This is a genomic window from Undibacterium parvum (assembly GCF_003955735.1).
GTDB classification, from domain to species: domain Bacteria; phylum Pseudomonadota; class Gammaproteobacteria; order Burkholderiales; family Burkholderiaceae_D; genus Undibacterium; species Undibacterium parvum.
On record NZ_CP034464.1, the window covers coordinates 799136 to 814332 of the forward strand.

Here is a 15197-nt window from a genome sequence, read left to right on the forward strand (position 1 = left end):
GAACTTAATTCATTTCACTGAACTTAGAATTAAATATCTAAACCAGAGTTTGTACTAAAACTAAATTTAGTGTCAATCAATAAGAGCTAAAAAAATCACATTAATTAGCAATTTTATCGAAACATACACTATACATGTCTCACAAAAGCCACGATTTCACTCAAAACGCTATGTAGTCAAACTACACAACATTAAAAATAATATCAAAGTATAACCAGATTTTTCAAAGCGCTTGCATTATCAATTGGCGAAAAATCCAAAGCGCTTTAATTTTTTCACGAAAATTTGTAGTGCGTCTCGCAACGTACTCAATTGAATGCTTTAGCTAAGCGCCACTACTTAAGCATAAGCTCAAACACCGGGAAATATTTCACTTACTTGCCGTCACAAGCGAGTCACAAGCGAGTCACAAACTAATCTCAAGCAGAGCTACCGCTGTATTTGCCAACCACGTGAGTTTAAAAAACTCAGAATTGCCCACACAAAATTCATCCATCTACAGGCAATCCCCAAAAAAAAATTAACCATCAAAATGCGGGTTTAGACTTGATCTATTTGATGGGTGCAGCAAACCTTGGCAAGCGAAATTAGGATATATAAATCCAGACATTCGCCTTACAATATCGCCAGATCTAGGTAAAAAAAGGAATGCAGTGTCTTACAAAACGATATTGGCCGACGAAGCCGCCACCCAAGCATTAGGAAAAAGTTTAGCGCCTTGCTTACTGCCGGGACTGAGCATCCATCTACATGGAGACTTGGGAGCGGGCAAAACCGCTTTGACGCGCGCCATCTTACATGCGGCGGGTCATCAAGGGCACGTCAAGAGTCCAACCTATACACTAGTCGAACCCTATCAGATCAGCATCAAACAACGGGCCGTGACGCTACTTCATTTTGATCTCTATCGCATGCTCAGCCCGGAAGAATTTTTGGAAGCGGGATTTCGCGAAGAGTTCAACGATAACAATATTTGCATCGTCGAGTGGTCGGAAAAGGCCGCAGGCATACTCCCGCCGCCCGATCTACATATTTTTTTAAGCATCGCAGGCCATGGACGTAAGGTAGAATTGCAAGCCTTGTCCGACAAAGGTAATGAATGTCTAGCACTACTGCGCTTCGCACCCAATCTGTAACTGCAAAAACACGTCGCACGCTGCTGAAAGCGACGAGTACTTTACTCATTTCAGTACTAGTTCCATCACTGGCCAGAGCGGCACAAATACTGGCGGTGCGGGTCTGGCCGGCCAGTGATTACACCCGCGTCACGCTAGAGAACGATAGCGAACTCAAGACCAGCCATTTCACGGTAAAAGATCCGGAACGATTGGTGGTTGACATAGAAGGCCTGGAACTAAACCCCACCTTAAAACAACTGGTGGCGAAAATTCAAGCGAACGACCCGTATATCAAGCAAGTACGGGTCGGGCAAAATCGTCCGAATGTGGTCAGGTTGGTATTTGACTTAAAAGAAGAAGTTAGCCCTCAAGTATTTAGCTTGCAACCTGTCGGTAGCTATAAGCATAGACTGGTATTCGATCTGTACCCGGCTAATCCACCCGACCCGATTGCCGCCCTGATAGAAAAAGGCGACTGGCACAAAATTACTGAGAAAGAATTCCCCTTAGCTAAAGTCGATCCAAAAATTGCCTCGCTACCAGAAATACAGCCCCAGGCCTCTGCCCCAGATGCAGATAAGAGTCACTCCAAAGCACCGGCTTTAATACGCATGATCACGATTGCAATTGACCCTGGCCACGGCGGTGAAGACCCTGGCGCCTTAGGGCATGGTGGCAGTCGCGAAAAAGACGTGGTACTCGCAATCGCCAAGCGATTAAAAGAAAAAATTGAGCAGCAGCCAAATATGCGGGTGATGCTAACGCGCGACGCCGATTATTTTGTGCCGCTTAATATCCGAGTGCAAAAAGCCAGGAATGTACAAGCTGATCTGTTTATGTCAATACACGCTGACGCCTTTGTAGAATCCAGTGCGCGTGGCTCTTCGGTCTTCGTCTTATCCGACAAGGGTGCCAGCTCAACCGCAGCGCGTTGGCTGGCGAATAAAGAAAATGCGGCCGACTTGATCGGCGGCGTAAATCTAAAGAGCCACGACAAGCAACTCGCTAGTGTCTTACTCGATTTATCCACCACGGCACAGATCAACGACAGCCTCAAGCTGGGCAAAGTGGTCTTGAGTGAAATTGGCGGCATCAATCGCCTGCACAAAGGATCAGTTGAGCAGGCTGGGTTTGCGGTATTAAAAGCGCCGGATATCCCCAGTATTTTGATAGAAACCGCCTTCATCTCCAACCCTGAAGAAGAGGCTAGGTTAACTGACGAGAGTTATCAGGACAAGATGGCCGATGCCATCGTCAAGGGTATTAAAAAATATTTTTCCAAAAATCCACCACTGGCAAAAAACAAGCTGACCTAGAGACTCAGCGCAAGGCTAAGGTGTCAGAGCTAGACCTTAGTCGATGCCAAGCTATTAGACTTGCGCATCCGAGTCGCAAGCGGTGTCGGCAGCAACCCAACGCGCCACCAAAAACCGAAACGGCCTTTGGGCAACCCTGGGCAAGAAGCGCAGATAGTTGGATGGCTCTAGCAACATGCCACACCGATACTGCCGTTTAGCCGCCGACCATACCAGCGCCTGGCAAGCGCCGCGAAATTGCCACAAAAACACCCTGGCAACCGGGCAAGGTTCGGAGGCACAACAAACACCACAAGCGTTACAAGCCTGACCAGGCTGAGGCTTGGTCGCAGCTTCTGGCTGCAACCAAATCAAACGGCGCTCAGGCTTCAGGCTTGGCACATGGCACCTGTTTTTTGCTTAGAATTAACTACGGCTCTTAGTCATGCTTTTAGTGAGTTTCCAGAGTGCCCCCAAAACCACAGGAATGACCGCAGCACCAACCCCCACCAAAACAATCACATTAAGATGATCACGCACAAATGGGATATTCCCAAAGAAATAACCACTGAGTACCAGAGAGAGCACCCATAACAGAGCACCGGCCACGTTATAAAACTGAAAGGTCCTGTGCGTCATATCGGAAAAGCCCGCGACAAACGGTGCAAAGGTACGCACCAAAGGCACGAAACGCGCCAGCACCACGGTCTTACCACCATGTTTTTCATAAAATTCATGGGTTTTTTTCAAGGCGTTTTTATCTATCCACTTATGATCTTTTTCCATGATTTTATGGCCGATCAAACTACCTATCCAGTAATTGATCGAATTCCCAGAAACAGACGCAATAATCAGCAAGATGATCACCAACCAGGGATTCATGGCACCAGTCGCACTAAAAGTGCCGGCAATGAATAACAGCGAATCTCCTGGTAAAAATGGGAAGATAACGAATGCAGTCTCACAAAAAACGATCGCGAACAAGACCGCGTAGACTAGCGTTCCGTAATTTTCTATAACGTACTTCAATGATTTATCAGCATGCAAAATCATGCTAAAGAATTCCATAAAATCCATAATTCTCCTTGGTTGCGGCGTCATCATACACTAGCTCGGACATTTCTAAACACGGACAAAGGTATAATCACGGCATGAACGCGATACTTACTCCACACCGCCCCATCCAGGCCCTTCCGGATCATCTCATTTCACAAATCGCAGCAGGCGAAGTGGTGGAACGACCCTCTGCCGTGGTCAAAGAATTGCTCGAAAATGCCTTGGATGCGGGGGCGTCGAACATCACCATACGACTAGAAGAAGGTGGAGTTAAACGCATCGCAATTGCCGACAATGGGCGCGGCATACCGGCCGATCAACTACCACTGGCAGTCGAGCGGCACGCCACTTCTAAAATCGCGTCATTAGAAGAGTTGGAAAATGTTGCCACCCTAGGCTTTCGCGGTGAAGCGCTGGCCTCGATAGCATCCGTGGCGGTATTGACCTTGACCACGCGCACTGCCGATGGGGCGCATGCATGGCAAATAGAGGGTGGCAAAATTACTCCTGCTTCGGGAGCGCAAGGCACCACGGTCGACGTGCAGGATCTGTATTACAACACTCCCGCCAGACGCAAATTTCTTAAATCTGATCAAACTGAATTTGGCCATTGCGCCGAGGTAGTGCGCAGGATTGCATTAGCCCGTCCAGATGTCGCATTTTCTTTATCGCACAATGGCAAAACGGTCGATCATTGGATGGCGACTCCGATTTCCAAGCGTAGCGCGAGCATTTTGGGCGAAGCTTTTGCAAATGCCAGACTAGCACTAGACGAGAGCGCCGGGCCTTTGCGCCTCCATGGTTACATAGGCTTACCTACTGCTTCAAAAGGACGGGCAGACGCGCAGTTTTTTTACGTCAATGGCCGTTTTGTTCGTGATAAATTACTTACCCATGCCGTGCGCGCTGCCTACCAAGATGTTTTACACGGCGACCGCTATCCATCGTATGTGATCGCCCTGGATCTCGATCCTGCCTTGGTCGACGTCAATGTCCATCCTTCAAAAATTGAAGTACGCTTCCGCGACAGTCGTGCTGTACATCAGTTTGTATTCCACGCAGTACATAGGGCGTTGGCACAAACCTCCGCGACAGCCTTCGGTACTGTGCCGGCACCTGCCACCGCAAACTTAGCGGACACTAGCCAGCCTGGCAATGGAAAACTGCCTTGGGTAGGCGGCGAACAAACCAGTTTCTCAGCCCAGTTTGCAGCACCCTCCGCTAGCGGCAACTATCAGGATTACAGCCAAAGTTTCAGACGTACTGAGCAAGATGGAGTGGCGCAAACTACCACGAGCTACGGTGCTTTATTTAACAATCCTGGTGCAGCGTTACATGATCAGAACAATTTCTCAACGGGCGGTGTCGCCGCCTCGCATCAACTGAGCAATGATGAATACCCCTTAGGTTTTGCTTTGGCCCAGCTACATGGCGTGTATGTGCTGGCGCAAAATGCCAAGGGTTTAATCCTGGTAGATATGCATGCGGCCCACGAACGCATTCTGTATGAGCAACTGAAGAACGCCTTAAATGAGGATGCCATGTCGGTGCAAGCACTGCTGATACCGATTACATTTTATGCGGATGCAATTGAAGTCGCGACTGCCACGGACAACGCTGAAGTTTTGCGCTCATTGGGCTTTGATATTGCGGCGATTTCACCCACCACGCTAGCGGTACGCTCTATCCCTGCACTGCTAAAGAATGCCGACGCGCAAACTTTGGCACGCGATGTCTTACGTGATGTGCGTGAATTCGGTGGTTCTAGAGTATTGATAGACAGACGCAATGAATTACTCGGCACGCTAGCCTGCCATACCGCAGTGCGCGCCAATCGCAGCCTCACCACGCCAGAGATGAACGCGCTATTACGCCAGATGGAACAAACGGAACGGGCTGATCAATGCAATCATGGTCGCCCGACTTGGGTGCAACTAGGTTTAAATGATCTTGATCGTCTGTTTTTACGCGGCCAATAAATATCCGCCGATAGCAGTTAAGCGCAAGCATTTGCACGCAATCGTGTAGCAACACATTTTTTAAGAATAATTTATCGCATGCTGGACCAGCAAATTCCAAATACTAAAATCCTCGCCATCATGGGGCCAACCGCATCCGGAAAAACCGCGGCTGCGCTGGCGATCGCCAAGCATACGCCGTCAGAAATAATTTCGGTAGACTCGGCTCTGGTGTATCGCGAAATGAATATAGGAACGGCTAAGCCCAGCGCCGCCGAACTAGCATCGGTACCGCACCACCTGATCGACATTATCTCGCCAGCAGAATCGTATTCAGTCGCCCAGTTTCTGCTCGATACCAAACGTTTGGTAACAGAAATTCAGCACAGAGGAAACCTACCTATCCTGGTAGGCGGCACCATGATGTACTTTAACGCCTTAATCAAGGGCCTGGACGATTTACCAGTGGCCGATCCTAGCATACGTGCCAAGCTGGATGACGAGGCAAGGAGATCGGGCATACCAGCCTTGCATGCACGCTTAGCCAGCATAGATCCGATTACTGCAGCTAGACTAAAGCCCAACGACAGTCAACGCATACAGCGCGCGCTGGAGATTTACACCATCACTGGCGTCAGCATGTCGACACTACTGGCGCAGCAAACCAAGGCTGCAGCACCGTTTCAGATGTTGGCTTTGTCGCTGGAACCATCTGATCGCAGCGTGCTGCATCAACGCATTAGCGATCGCTTCGACATCATGCTAGAACAGGGTTTATTGGACGAAGTCCGTCAATTACGTCTACGCGGCGATCTGCATGCCAATCTGCCGTCTATGCGTTGCGTAGGCTATCGCCAGGCATGGGAACATTTAGAGGGCTTGTGTGATAAACAGCAGATGCGCGAACTCGGCATCATTGCAACCCGCCAGTTGGTTAAGCGCCAATTGACCTGGCTCCGCTCTATGCCGGAGCGCATCGTCATCGATTGCCTTGCGACAAATCCTAGTGCGGAAATTTTACGTCACGCCGAGCTAGAAGGTCTTATCCATTGAGTCCGCTGAGCGAAGCGCGCCATGTTAAATTTAGTCAAATGAATTACTAAATACCCACGTCAAGTAATAAGTTTTGTAACAGCACCGACATATTTCTTGACGCTAGAAACCAGGCTTGCGTACACTCTCAAGCTTCCTTGCACACTCGATCATAACGATCCAATTTTGTCGCCTATGACCCGAAATCGTATCGCCCCCTTTATTACCGCCGCCCTTCTATGCTGGAGTACTGCATACGCAGGAGAACCTAACGCTCTGTCGTTTTCAACATCGCTAGGCAGTCTGGCAAGTAATAGTTTGAATACAGCTAGCGCAGAGACACAAGCAGCTAGTGCCAACTACGCAGAATTACCATCTGTGGATCTGTCCTTGGCCGAGACTGACCTGTGGTTCCGCATCCGCAAAGGCTATGCGATTCCAGACCTGGAAAATCAATTAGTCACGAATCAACTCACCTGGTATAGCACGCGTACCGAGTATATACAGCGCACCGTACAACGTGGTTCTCGCTATCTTTTTCATGTTGTCGAAGAACTAGAGAAGCGCGGCATGCCAACAGAACTGGCGCTATTACCCTTTATCGAGTCGGCATTTAATCCGCAAGCTATATCCAGCGCTAAAGCATCCGGCATGTGGCAATTTATGGCAGCCACTGGGCGCGATTTCAATCTTAAACAGACCATGTTTAAGGACGATAGACGGGGCGTGCTTGACTCTACCGACGCAGCCCTCAATTACTTAGAACGCTTGTATGGTATTTTCGGAGACTGGCAGTTAGTGTTAGCCGCCTACAATTGGGGTGAGGGTTCGGTACAGCGCGCCATCAAGAAACAACAAGCACTGGGACTCCCCATCGATTTTAATAGCCTGTCGGCCTTAATGCCTGCAGAAACCAAGAACTACGTGCCCAAATTGCAGGCTGTTAAAAATATTATTGCTCACCCTGAGCAGTTTAATATCGCCTTGCCGCAATTGGATAATCAGGCTTACTTCGTCAGTGTTGAAAAAACTCGTGACATTGATGTCCGGGTTGCGGCACAGCTGGCCGAATTATCGCTAGGTGAATTCAATGCCTTGAATCCACAATTTAATCGGCCAGTGATTACTGGTGATAGTAAGACTAAAATATTACTCCCCACCGACAATGCGATTCTTTTCAAAGAAAATCTCAGTAAATGGCAGGGACCTTTATCGTCTTGGTCGACCCATACGGTGAGCAAGACCGAGCGCGTCGAATCATTGGCAGGCAAGTTAGGTTTAAAACCTGAATTGATACGAGAAACCAATTTAATTCCGGCCAAGATGATGGTGAAAGCAGGATCTACATTGTTGATACCGAAATCAACGAAAAATTTAGATCAAGATATTTCAACAGAGATTGCAGAGAAAGCCCAATTAGTCTTTGAAAAACCAACACCAGACACTAGAAAAATTATTGTCAAAGTGGCTAAGAAGGAAAAGATCAATGTGATTGCAAGCCGCTATAAAGTCACTGTTGCACAATTAATGGAATGGAATAAGCTGAAACACGAAACCCTTAGCGCGGGACAAAGCCTGCAGATTCAAGTACCTATTCTGCACGCAAGAGGCAAGCAACAAAATATCGCTAACGCGCACAACAAAAACATTCGATCAAGTTCGACCGCACATACAAGCAAAAACATAGTGGCGCATGCGAAGACACATAGAAAACGTCATGGTTAATTAGAAATAATTTTCTTTAAGTTTCCAAAATTAAAAAAGGCGTAGATTTAAATCTACGCCTTTTTTCTTTGCGACTCAAACTCGCCTATGATTTACTTCATAGACTGATTTGCATAGACAATCCAATAACGAGCTAGATCGGCGGTACCATCTGTGCCTTTTACTGCCTTCAAAGCCTTGATACCCGCTGCTTTTTTACCCGCCTGCAAATACGCCATTCCGAGATGAAGTTTTGCATCGTCTTCAAATTTCATACCATCTTTGCTAATACCTTGCTCTAACATGGCAATCCCTTTATCGAACTGACCCGCCGTTACATAGGCATAACCTAAATTAGCCAAGGCCGTTCCGTCTTTGCTCTTATTCGCCTCAGCCTCATTCGCTGCCTGGGCCTTAGTATTTTCGTCCAAAGTGCGCTTAGCCATTTCACGCAAACGATTATGTCGTTCAGCTTCAGCACCGGTACCTAAGGCGCCGGATTTGTATCCGGTCTCGATAATTTTCAAGGCTTCAGCAGGATAACCAGCCAGCACAGCCAGTTTTGAAATCTCCATAAAATCTGAAGTTTTCGTAACTTGACCAACAGCCAGTTTCAAACGGTATAAATCCAAGGTCAAACGCTCTGAGTAACCAGGCTTACGCTCAAGGTTATTCAGTAAGTTCACCCAATATTCTTTTTTACCGTGATAGGCGATCATTTTTTCCAGCGCACTGGAATACCCGACCATATCCTTCTGTTTCAGCGCTGCATTTGAGTAAAACTCCAGGTTTGCAAGACTAGGTGCACGCCCTGCTTTTTCATCCGCAGCCAAATCTGCCTGCACTTCTTTCATTGCTCGTGCACTATCCCCACCTTGTGACATAGCGTAGATCATGTATTGTCTCAAACTGCCATCAGTGCCACCTTCTGAAAAGTAACGACCATAGGCGGCAGATGCTTTTGGATAATTTCCAGCTTTGTAATACGCATTCGCCAGTGTCTGTATCATCAGGAGCTGCTCTTTCCCGGATAATTTATTACTCGCTACGATCGCTTCAGCCGAACGTATTACAGCATCGTTTTCACCTGACTGCGATGCGATAGACAAACGCATACGCTCTATCGTGAAGCTCTCATTGGCAGTTTTGCCGCTGATGCCGTCGGCATCACGTAACTTAGCCATTGCATCTTTATATTTTTTTGATTTCAGCAATTCACCGGCAGACTGAACCAATTTACCTATTTCAGGGCGCATTGCCTCTTCTGCATAGGCTGTATTAGCAGCAATATTTGACAATTCAGGTGCGGCGGCAAAGCCGATAGCTGCAACGAGTACAGCGAGACGTGACAAGCGAAATTGCTTCATATTTTTATCTCTTAATCAATAAATTGAATAAATGTAACTAGCCTTTGGATTGCGCAGTTAGGCGAAATGAGTAGCACACTGCTGCCCATTTCGTTTGTCTCTATCTTTGCAAGTCCAGCAAACATGAAAAAAGGCAGGGATGCCCCTGCCAATTTTCATCATACTTTAATTTTTGCTATGCATACAGCCAAGAATTTTATTTCAAGAACTGCTCATTGCCGACCATACCGATTTTAGTCACGCCCAAACGCTGTGCCGATGCCATGACGGCAGCGACTGCTTTGTAGGCCGCCAATTTATCAGGACGGATATGCACTTCAGCCTGATCTGGCATCGCTGCGATGACTTGCAACTTGGTTTCCAATTCAGCGTGCGGTACTGCCGTGCCATTCCATAAGACCGTGCCATCGAAATCAATATCAATATTGATCACCGGTGGTGGTTCTGTCGGCTTGGACGGTGTATTGACCGGCATGTTGAGATTAATCGCGTGATTCTGGGGTGGAATGGTGATGATCAACATAATGATCAACACCAGCATGACGTCAATCAAAGGCGTCATGTTCATTTCCATCATCACTTCTGGTTCGCTAGAATTACTAGCGCTAGGAGCCATACTCATGGGATTTCCTTTAGTGTGGATTTGGGCAAAATTGTTCCCGCTAGGCGCACCGACGCAGACAGTACCAATGTACGGCCAGGAGGCGCAACAACGCGGGGGCTATTTTGCATAAGTCCGATTAGTCTTTGGCCGGAGGTTCAATGATGAATCCGACCTTAGCAATCCCGGCACGCTGTACTGTGAGGATGGTTTTGCCGACAAATTCGTAACGAGTATCCTGGTCACCGCGCACATGTACTTCTGGTTGCGGTACTTGCACTGATACTTTTTTCATTTTCTCGAACAACTCGTCGGTTCCCGCCAAGGCTTTACGTCCGCCGTTCCAGAACATATCGCCATCTTTGTTGATGGTGAGCGTGATGTTTTCTGGTTTGGTCACGTAAATCGTGTTGGTATCGACCGGCAATTTAACCTTGACGGAGTCGAGTACGACTGGTGAGGTGATCAGGAAGATGATCAGCAGTACCAACATAATATCCACCAGCGGGGTGGTATTAATGGTGCTGTTGACTTCGTCTTCGCCGTCGCCATCATTTCCCATTGACATTGACATAATGGTTTCTCTTTGATGATTTCTGACTTATTTCCAAGTGCTTGCTAGCGCACTGCGGCGCTTGCAAGCAAGGGAAATCTAAGGATCTGTGTGAGCTAGTGGCTGTGTTTAGAGCTATTAGCGCTGGAAATAGCCACTAACAGCAACTAATTAAGCGACTTTTTTCGCTGTATTGGCAGCTGCTTTGCTCATCACGCCAGACAAGACCACGGAGTGCAAGTCGGCGCCGAAGGCACGTACTTCTTCCATGCAGCTCTTGTTGCGACGTACCACGAAGTTGTAACCCAGAACCGCAGGAACCGCCACACCCAGACCGATCGCAGTCATGATCAGCGCTTCGCCGACTGGACCTGCAACTTTATCGATAGAGGCTTGACCGGATGAGCCGATTTGGATCAGCGCATGGTAAATACCCAAAACAGTACCGAACAGACCGACGAACGGTGCTGTAGAACCAACGGTTGCCAGGAAGGCCAAGCCATCTTGCAAACGGCTCTGTACTTTATCGACAGAACGCTGGATAGACATCGTCACCCATGAGTTCAAATCGATTTGCTCTAACAATGCGCCTTCGTGATGCTGCGTTGAGCTCACTGCGGCTTCTGCGATGAAACGGAATGGGCTGCCTTCTTTCAAGCTGGAGATACCGGCATTGACGCTGGCAGCTTTCCAAAATTTACGTGCGTCTTTGGCTTGGCCAGAGAGTTTGACTTGATCGATGATCTTGGTGATCAGGATGTACCAGCTCCCCATGGACATGATGGCCATGATCAGCAAAGTACCTTGAGCTACGATATCGCCGCCTTTTAACAGGGCAGCCATACCGAAGGCGCTTTCTACTTCTTTAGTCGCTACTGCAGGTGCTGCTGGATCTGCTGCTACTGGCGCGGCTGCGTCTGCTGGTGCAGCTGCTGGTGCGGCCGCTTCAGTAGCGGCAGCCGCTGGTACTGCGTCTGCGGCGAACACAGGAGCTGTGATTGCGGCAGTCAAAGAGAACAGGACTGCTGCCAGGAATGTGCTGAAAGTCTTAGCGCTGGTTTTCATGTAGATACTTCCTTAAAGAATTAATTAATACTCGGTGTTGATACGGATATTTTGAATAAAATGGGTGTCTCTGGCTTTAATTACTTATTGGCTGTGTTTTATTCAAGACTCCATACGTAGTTCACTTTTGTCCAAATCTGTTGTGGTTTGCCATCGACAGTACCTGGTTTGTGTTTGCAGGCACCCGCTAACAAATGGGTACGTACTGCATTATCTAGTCCACGGAAACCACTAGACTTTTCTATCTTGACGTCAGAAACAGAGCCATCGACACCAACCAAGACTGCCAGTAAAACCGTACCCGTTTCTTCGTTACGCAAAGAAGCACGTGGATACTCAGGTTTGCAACCGGCTTGCTTAAAATCGATCACTGGCGCTACTGTCGCAGGCGCAACCGACTTCGCTTCTGCCACAGGTTGCTGTACGCTCGTTGGCTTGGCGTTCGAATCTGGTTTGACATTCGATACCGCGGCAATCGCATTAGTTGGTACCACTTGCTGCTGCACTTGTACTTCTGGTGGCGGCACAAACGGTGGCGGCGGCGCGGCCAATTTTGGCGGCGGCGGTGGTGGCGTATCAGGTGGCGGCGGCGGTGGCTTGACCTCTTCTACTATTTTGGTCTCTAGCGGCTTTTGCATCACAGCTTTGATTTTTGCTGCGCCACCATTGATCAAACCCCAGACCAAGACCACGTGAAATAATATAACAAGTCCTATACCGGTAAATTTCTTACCCGGTTCGGCCTCGCGTCCTGAAAAATCCATACTTGCTCCCTCCAATACCACAATGTTTTACTTATTTTTGTCAAACACGCAAAAATTTATCCATAGACGTTACTTTTTAGAGCACATCCATCCAAACAGCAAAATGCGTCAAAGACACATCAAAAAATAAATCAACAATACATCAATCAATAAGTGAATTGAAGAAGCCTTGCAACTTCTTACATTACTTACTTAAACCGCGTTGCATAGTTCAATACAAATTGATATTTGCCCAGAGTCTAAACACTTCAACAACTCTGAGCTCTTAAAAGTCTGTTTTGATAACAGCGCAGTGCAAACGCCATCTATTTTTGAAATTAGGACTGTATTTTAACTACAAATGAAAATGAGTGTGTCAAATTTTTTATTGAGCTAAATAAATTTATTCTTACTTGCAAAAGTCAACGCAGGCTTTTTTGATCCTGCATAAAAACAACATTCATTTTGACACAAATCATCCACTTAATGGAAGAGCTAATCTAATGGTGCGCAGCAGCAAAATAATTAAATAAAACACATCATTTCTGGGGAAAGCTATTTTTATTTTGCCTGCAAGCCAAAACACCGGAATAAATTTAATTTTTATGTAAAAAAGCTTCCACAAGCTGCCAATAGTTGCGTCAATTCGATATGTATATTTGTTGCGTATCCACATAAAAAAACCAAATTTTAATCAAGGTGATGGTTTAATTTTCACTAAAAACTACATTTTGCACAAAAATGGTGCGAAAAATAGAAACTATATATTAAATATATTCACAGAATAATCAGCTTACGCTATGGTTACTGCTCTTTTAGGGTTTCGAAAATCCGACAATAGCATATTCAAAAATGAAATTTTCAAAAATACTAAGACAACTAAAACTCGCCCTCGCCTTGCTTGCAGTTGCACTAACTTGCAGTCTCCCATCGCTGGCAACAAATCCGGCCGACCCAAGTAAGCTAGTTCGTCAGGCTTTTGAGGCCGCCGATGATGGCTTCGATATGGCCAAGACCCAAAATTTTTACTCAGGGTGGGTCAGCGAAGTAATTAATGAAACCTTACTCAGCTATGACTACCTGGCCAGACCAGCCAAACTGGTGCCGAAAACGGTAGTAAGCATGCCGGAAATAAGCGAAGGTGGAAAAGTTTTTATCTTCAAAATTATCCCCGGTATTTATTTCTCCAGCGATGCCGCCTTTAAGGGGAATAAGCGAGAACTGGTGGCAGAGGATTATGTCTACTCCTTTAAACGTTTATTAGATCCGGTCAATCGCTCGCCCAATGCCAGTTTTATTGACGGCAAAATCTTAGGCATGGAAGAGCTACAAAACAAGGCTAAAAAGACCGGAAAATTCGATTACAAACACCCCATTGCAGGTTTGACTGCGATCGACAAATACACCTTAAGAATTGAACTAAAAGCCACAGACTATAACTTTTTATATGTCGTCGCTTACGGTGCTTTTGGCGCAGTGGTACAGGAAGTTATAGAAATGTATGGCGAGCAGAGCGGCCTGCATCCAGTCGGAACCGGCCCCTACATGATAGAGAAATATGCCCCGCGCCATAAAATTGTCTTGATTGCGAATCCCGCCTACCGTGGCTACGTCTGGGATTTTAAATCCTCAGGCACGGCCTGGGATGATCAGCTGGTGAAAGATATGAAGGGTAAAAACATGCCGCAGGTGGGCAGAGTAGAAATTAGTATTATTGAGGAGGAACAATCGCGTTGGCTGGCATTTCAGGATCAACAACTCGACATCGATAAAATGCCGCAGATCGCAGCGCCCACGGTACTCGATGGCGACAAGCTCAAACCTAGCTTTGCCGCCCAAGGCATCAAAATGGATAGAGTAACCGACGCCGGCATTACCTACACCATGTTCAATATGCACGATCCGGTGATCGGTGGTTATAGTAAAGAGAAAATCGCCCTGCGGCGCGCCATCGCGATGGTATATAACAATGCCGATGAAATCGCGCAAATGCGTTTGGGTCAAGCAGTCAAGGCCGAATCTATGATACCGGCGGGCGTGGTCGGGCACGATAAGAACTATCGCAGTAGCGTAGGCTACGACATACAACTGGCCAATAAGCTTCTTGATCATTTTTCTTATAAGCGTGGCGCGGATGGTTATCGCAACTTGCCTGACGGTTCGCCGCTGTTAATCAAAAAAACCATAGAACCGGTTTCCGATAGAAAAGTGCAGGCCGAGATCCTTAAACGCGGCATGGATCAACTAGGCGTGCGCATAGAGTTTGCGACCGGTAATTTCGCCGACAATCTCAAAGCGGCTTCAGCCTGTAAATTATCGATGTGGGGCGGTTCCTGGATGGCGGATTTTCCAGACGGTGAGAACTTCATGCAACTACTGTACGGCCCCAAGGCGGGTCAAGGCAATCATGCCTGCTATGAATCTGCCGCTTACGATGCTTTATATAGAAATGCCATCTCGCTGCCTTTGGGCGAAGAGCGTAATAAAGTCTACGAGCAAATGAACCGCCAGATGGAAGCCGATACGCCCTGGGCCTTACACAGTTCGCGGATACGCAGTTGGCTGATACGTCCATGGATCAAGGGTTACAAGAAACACCCCATACTTCATTCCGACTGGGCCTATATCGACGTCGAGAAACATTAGACCTAGCAATTTACCCTTGCAGCGCATCTGTAAAACACCGCTCTTGCGGTTTCCTGAAT

Annotated in this window: 13 protein-coding genes; 6 read left to right on the plus strand and 7 right to left on the minus strand. The window is 47.3% G+C overall.

All coding sequences use genetic code 11. The features are described from left to right. Nucleotides 1-653: 653 nt before the first annotated feature. Nucleotides 654-1136: a tRNA (adenosine(37)-N6)-threonylcarbamoyltransferase complex ATPase subunit type 1 TsaE gene (gene tsaE / locus EJN92_RS03480; RefSeq protein ID WP_126126548.1), complete on the plus strand. Its 483-nt coding sequence runs from the start codon at nucleotides 654-656 to the stop codon at nucleotides 1134-1136. After that, nucleotides 1100-2434 carry an N-acetylmuramoyl-L-alanine amidase gene (locus tag EJN92_RS03485; protein ID WP_126126549.1) on the plus strand — a complete coding sequence of 445 codons (1335 nt, stop codon included), beginning with the start codon at nucleotides 1100-1102 and terminating at the stop codon, nucleotides 2432-2434. Before tsaE ends, EJN92_RS03485 begins: the two co-directional genes overlap by 37 nt. Nucleotides 2435-2488: 54 nt before the next feature. Here EJN92_RS03485 and EJN92_RS03490 read toward each other — a convergent pair whose 3' ends face one another. Together EJN92_RS03490 and EJN92_RS03495 are read right to left on the minus strand one after the other, a co-directional pair. Next, nucleotides 2489-2815, minus strand: a complete 327-nt coding sequence (locus tag EJN92_RS03490) for a hypothetical protein (protein ID WP_227869692.1) — start codon at nucleotides 2813-2815, stop codon at nucleotides 2489-2491. 24 nt (nucleotides 2816-2839) lie between these two features. After that, on the minus strand, nucleotides 2840-3490 hold the full coding sequence (locus EJN92_RS03495; RefSeq protein WP_126126550.1) for a VTT domain-containing protein: 651 nt from the start codon (nucleotides 3488-3490) through the stop codon (nucleotides 2840-2842). A 74-nt stretch (nucleotides 3491-3564) separates the two neighbouring features. On the opposite strand from EJN92_RS03495, the gene mutL reads away from it, so the two are divergent. The 3 genes from mutL (at nucleotide 3565) to EJN92_RS03510 (ending at nucleotide 8184) form a co-directional block, all read left to right on the plus strand. Continuing rightward, entirely contained in the window at nucleotides 3565-5448 is a 1884-nt protein-coding gene (gene mutL / locus EJN92_RS03500) for a DNA mismatch repair endonuclease MutL (RefSeq protein ID WP_126126551.1), read from the plus strand. 78 nt (nucleotides 5449-5526) lie between these two features. Next, complete coding sequence (gene miaA, locus EJN92_RS03505; RefSeq protein WP_126126552.1) at nucleotides 5527-6480, plus strand: tRNA (adenosine(37)-N6)-dimethylallyltransferase MiaA; 954 nt, start codon at nucleotides 5527-5529, stop codon at nucleotides 6478-6480. A gap of 174 nt (nucleotides 6481-6654) precedes the next feature. Continuing rightward, complete coding sequence (locus EJN92_RS03510) at nucleotides 6655-8184, plus strand: transglycosylase SLT domain-containing protein (RefSeq protein ID WP_126126553.1); 1530 nt, start codon at nucleotides 6655-6657, stop codon at nucleotides 8182-8184. A 92-nt stretch (nucleotides 8185-8276) separates the two neighbouring features. On the opposite strand, the gene EJN92_RS03515 is transcribed toward EJN92_RS03510, so the two are convergent. The 5 genes from EJN92_RS03515 to EJN92_RS03535 form a co-directional block, all read right to left on the minus strand. Continuing rightward, nucleotides 8277-9461, minus strand: coding sequence for a tetratricopeptide repeat protein (locus tag EJN92_RS03515; protein ID WP_126126554.1), 1185 nt, complete (start codon nucleotides 9459-9461; stop codon nucleotides 8277-8279). Nucleotides 9462-9726: 265 nt separating this feature from the next. Then, complete coding sequence (locus EJN92_RS03520; RefSeq protein WP_126126555.1) at nucleotides 9727-10152, minus strand: ExbD/TolR family protein; 426 nt, start codon at nucleotides 10150-10152, stop codon at nucleotides 9727-9729. A 118-nt stretch (nucleotides 10153-10270) separates the two neighbouring features. Further along, nucleotides 10271-10705, minus strand: coding sequence for an ExbD/TolR family protein (locus tag EJN92_RS03525; RefSeq protein WP_126126556.1), 435 nt, complete (start codon nucleotides 10703-10705; stop codon nucleotides 10271-10273). 150 nt (nucleotides 10706-10855) lie between these two features. After that, nucleotides 10856-11749, minus strand: a complete 894-nt coding sequence (locus tag EJN92_RS03530) for a MotA/TolQ/ExbB proton channel family protein (RefSeq protein WP_126126557.1) — start codon at nucleotides 11747-11749, stop codon at nucleotides 10856-10858. A gap of 98 nt (nucleotides 11750-11847) precedes the next feature. Further along, nucleotides 11848-12513 (minus strand): energy transducer TonB, encoded by a 666-nt coding sequence (locus tag EJN92_RS03535; protein WP_126126558.1) that lies wholly within the window; start codon nucleotides 12511-12513, stop codon nucleotides 11848-11850. A gap of 831 nt (nucleotides 12514-13344) precedes the next feature. Between EJN92_RS03535 and EJN92_RS03540 the strand changes: the two genes are divergently transcribed. Beyond that, entirely contained in the window at nucleotides 13345-15138 is a 1794-nt protein-coding gene (locus tag EJN92_RS03540) for an ABC transporter substrate-binding protein (protein ID WP_126126559.1), read from the plus strand. The last annotated feature ends 59 nt before the right edge of the window (nucleotides 15139-15197 follow it).

Bases quoted from the DNA above. Each gene is read 5' to 3' on its own strand.
- EJN92_RS03485 (WP_126126549.1), top strand. From the start codon at position 1,100: ATGTCTAGCACTACTGCGCTTCGCACCCAATCTGTAACTGCAAAAACA.
- EJN92_RS03495 (WP_126126550.1), bottom strand. From the start codon at position 3,490: ATGGATTTTATGGAATTCTTTAGCATGATTTTGCATGCTGATAAATCA.
- mutL (WP_126126551.1), top strand. From the start codon at position 3,565: ATGAACGCGATACTTACTCCACACCGCCCCATCCAGGCCCTTCCGGAT.
- miaA (WP_126126552.1), top strand. From the start codon at position 5,527: ATGCTGGACCAGCAAATTCCAAATACTAAAATCCTCGCCATCATGGGG.
- EJN92_RS03510 (WP_126126553.1), top strand. From the start codon at position 6,655: ATGACCCGAAATCGTATCGCCCCCTTTATTACCGCCGCCCTTCTATGC.
- EJN92_RS03520 (WP_126126555.1), bottom strand. From the start codon at position 10,152: ATGAGTATGGCTCCTAGCGCTAGTAATTCTAGCGAACCAGAAGTGATG.
- EJN92_RS03525 (WP_126126556.1), bottom strand. From the start codon at position 10,705: ATGTCAATGTCAATGGGAAATGATGGCGACGGCGAAGACGAAGTCAAC.
- EJN92_RS03530 (WP_126126557.1), bottom strand. From the start codon at position 11,749: ATGAAAACCAGCGCTAAGACTTTCAGCACATTCCTGGCAGCAGTCCTG.
- EJN92_RS03535 (WP_126126558.1), bottom strand. From the start codon at position 12,513: ATGGATTTTTCAGGACGCGAGGCCGAACCGGGTAAGAAATTTACCGGT.
- EJN92_RS03540 (WP_126126559.1), top strand. From the start codon at position 13,345: ATGAAATTTTCAAAAATACTAAGACAACTAAAACTCGCCCTCGCCTTG.